Here is a 2,691-nt window from a genome sequence, read left to right as displayed (position 1 = left end):
TGGAATTGGTAGACACAAGGGATTTAAAATCCCTCGACTAACAAGTCGTGCCGGTTCAAGTCCGGCCTCGGGCACCATCTCTCTATTAAGCGCTCTGCTTAAAAAATATCCAATAAATCTTCTGATATCTATAAAATATCCAGTAAAAATCTTGATTTATCATTTTTATGTTTTCTATGATTTATATTATCTTGATATGCACTATTTTATGCATGGTCTACCCAATAATAGCGTTGTGTGATAGTTCATTAAGAGTTTGTATATCTATCGTATTAAAGATATATATGAGTAAGCATAATGTAATATTTCCAAACCCAATCCTATAGCGCCTCAAATAAACCAGCCATGCAATCCTTAGCGACACACAGTACTTTATGCTGATGAATACACTTTGAACTGAACTAAGCGTCATAGACTTATGATAACAACCAGTAAAGTAGGCCATTAGCTTTAAAAAATTCAAAACAGTAAAGCAATCTACACCTCGAGAGCAAATAACCTTGAAAGCAAAGTTCAAACACTTATGTGCTGGTAGCATAAAGTAATACCAATCTGCTTATATATGGGGTCTATTTAAGGTTAAGGAAATTACGCTAGATTTAGGCAAAAATTTTTGTATCTAGTGTTCTAAATAAAAATTTTTAACGACGTTATAGTGCAATTTAATTCGTTAAATTGCTCAGAGATTTATGCAGGTTGGTATAGTTGTCGAATTGGTTGCTAACACATGCTCATTGGAAGTTAAAAATCGCGGGTAAGAGTAAGTCTAGAGTTATGGTGAGAACTTCAAATAGGTAAACAATAAAGTGCTTATACATAATGCAGAGCTGTGGGCATTAAACATCTGTTTTTGTAGGTTGTCTTATCTAGGCTGATAATCAGATAATGTCTATACGGTTCTTATCGTCTGTAACAGCTTTTACTTATAAATGATCGAGTGCTATGTGTCAGGGCTTTTTATTTTTAGAACTAAAAAAGCGAGTCGTAGCTCGCTGTTTATTGTTTATTTCCAGGCCTCGGGATCGACCTCTTTAGCAAGTTTAGGATGCTTACTTTTGTCAAAGGTGGGTATTAAACCCTTTTTGCGTTGTTCGTTGTAATCTTTAGAGAGCCATACAACAACACCTGAAAGCATAAATAGCGCTATAACGTTTACAATGGCCATTAAACCCATTGATATATCTGCCAGCGTCCAAATTAAACCAAGCTCACCAACAGCACCAAACATCACCATACCTAAAACAACAAGTCTAAAGATAAACATACCTTTATTAGAGTTGTGCTCTAAAAACATTAAATTTGTTTCAGCGTAAGAGTAATTAGCCACAATAGAAGTAAAAGCAAAAAACAATATAGCAATGGCAATAAAGTAAGTACCCCAGTCGCCGACATGTTCTTGTAATGCTGCTTGTGTGAGTTCAATCCCCATAACACCAGATTCAGGTACTAATTGCTGCGATAGTAAAATAAGAGAAGCAGTCGCTGTACAAATAACAATAGTATCAATAAATACACCTAGCATTTGCACATAACCTTGTGATGCTGGATGAGGAGGGTAAGGTGTCGCAGTAGCTGCGGCATTAGCTGCACTACCCATACCAGCTTCGTTTGAGAATAAGCCACGCTTTATACCTTGGATCATAGCTTGTGTAACACCATAACCAATTGCACCTGCACCAGCTTGTTCAATACCAAAAGCACTTTTTATTATAAGTACAATTACATCAGGTAATGCAGTAAAGTTAATAGCACATACATAAAGAGCAACTAACAAGTAAGCTAATGCCATAAATGGGACAACCATTTCAGCAAAACGAGAAATCGTTTTCAAACCACCAAAAATAATAATACCAGAGCCAATAACCAAGCAAATGCCTACTATATACTTAGGTACATCAAACGCTACTTCAAATGCTGCAGCAATAGAGTTTGACTGTACGGCGTTAAATACCAAACCAAAGGCTAAAATTAAGCATAACGAGAATAAAGTCCCCATCCAGCGTTTACCTAAGCCGTTTTGCATATAATAAGCAGGGCCACCTCTAAAATTGCCATCAGCATCTTTTGTTTTATAAGCCTGAGCCAAAGTACTTTCAGCAAAGCTTGTAGCCATACCTATTAATGCAATAAGCCACATCCAAAAAATAGCACCTGGCCCACCTAGGTATAAGGCAACAGCAACACCAGCCATATTACCTGTACCAACACGTGCAGCTAACGAAGTACAAAAAGCCTGAAAGGATGAAATTTCATTATCGGCACATTTACGAGAGCCAAACATAACTTTGAACATATGTGGAAATTGCACAAACTGAATAAAGCCTAGTCGAAAAGTAAAAAAGAGGCCTGCTGCTATTAATAAGTAGACGAGAACTTGGCCCCATAGAAGGGCACTTATACTGTTTATTATGTCTGTCATGGATACTGCCTAAATACATGAGTTAAAAAAAGTGACCGCAACTTATCACATCAGGATAAAAGTGTTTAGTTTTAAAGTTCAAAAACAGAGTTATCAACAGGGTTTTGTGGGTAACTTGTGCTTATCGTGTGCGCTTGCTTGGGGCTTAATTTTAATTACTATTTTATGCAAATAACGCTTGCGTAAAATCCGCAGCTCCCTATAATGCGACCCCACTGAGACAGGAAACGCCAACGCATAGCGAGGCACGAACAACTCAGAGAGTTAAATAA

1 protein-coding gene is annotated in these 2,691 nt (G+C 37.1%); it reads right to left on the bottom strand.

Going from position 1 to position 2,691, the window contains the following annotated elements; translation table 11 throughout:
- Positions 1–1,003: 1,003 nt before the first annotated feature.
- Entirely contained in the window at positions 1,004–2,419 is a 1,416-nt protein-coding gene (locus I6F50_RS20050; RefSeq protein WP_010555303.1) for a sodium:alanine symporter family protein, read from the bottom strand.
- Positions 2,420–2,691 lie beyond the last annotated feature (272 nt).

Origin of the sequence: Pseudoalteromonas sp. NZS127_1, assembly GCF_015864295.1 — a bacterium.
Classification (GTDB): Bacteria; Pseudomonadota; Gammaproteobacteria; order Enterobacterales; family Alteromonadaceae; genus Pseudoalteromonas; species Pseudoalteromonas arctica.
Note: the sequence above shows the minus strand (reverse complement) of the source record. Positions and strands in the feature narration are given on the sequence as shown.